A 220-nucleotide genomic window follows, 5' to 3' on the forward strand; every position below is an offset into this window, starting at 1 on the left:
GACTCGTCCGCCAGCTTCTAAGGTGATTTCTGCTACAGTGACCATTAAGCCGACTTGACCACCGACATAGATAAGTGTGATATTTGCTTTTGCGAGAGCTGTTCCAAGTTGTGTCATGCTCTCGGCATAGGATGGGTTGTGCCCAAAGCGAGAGCCGCAAAATACAGCGCAAGAACGAATAGACATAAATTTTCGTCCATGTTGAATGGGGTGAAAAGTA

General features: G+C 46.4%; 1 pseudogene. It reads right to left on the reverse strand.

Annotated features, from left to right (window positions below):
- Nucleotides 1-186 (reverse strand): annotated as a pseudogene (locus KB213_RS12535) (TIGR00730 family Rossman fold protein); the annotation flags it as partial.
- Nucleotides 187-220 lie beyond the last annotated feature (34 nt).

Origin of the sequence: Neokomagataea anthophila (genome assembly GCF_018122595.1) — a bacterium.
GTDB lineage: Bacteria > Pseudomonadota > Alphaproteobacteria > Acetobacterales > Acetobacteraceae > Gluconobacter > Gluconobacter anthophilus.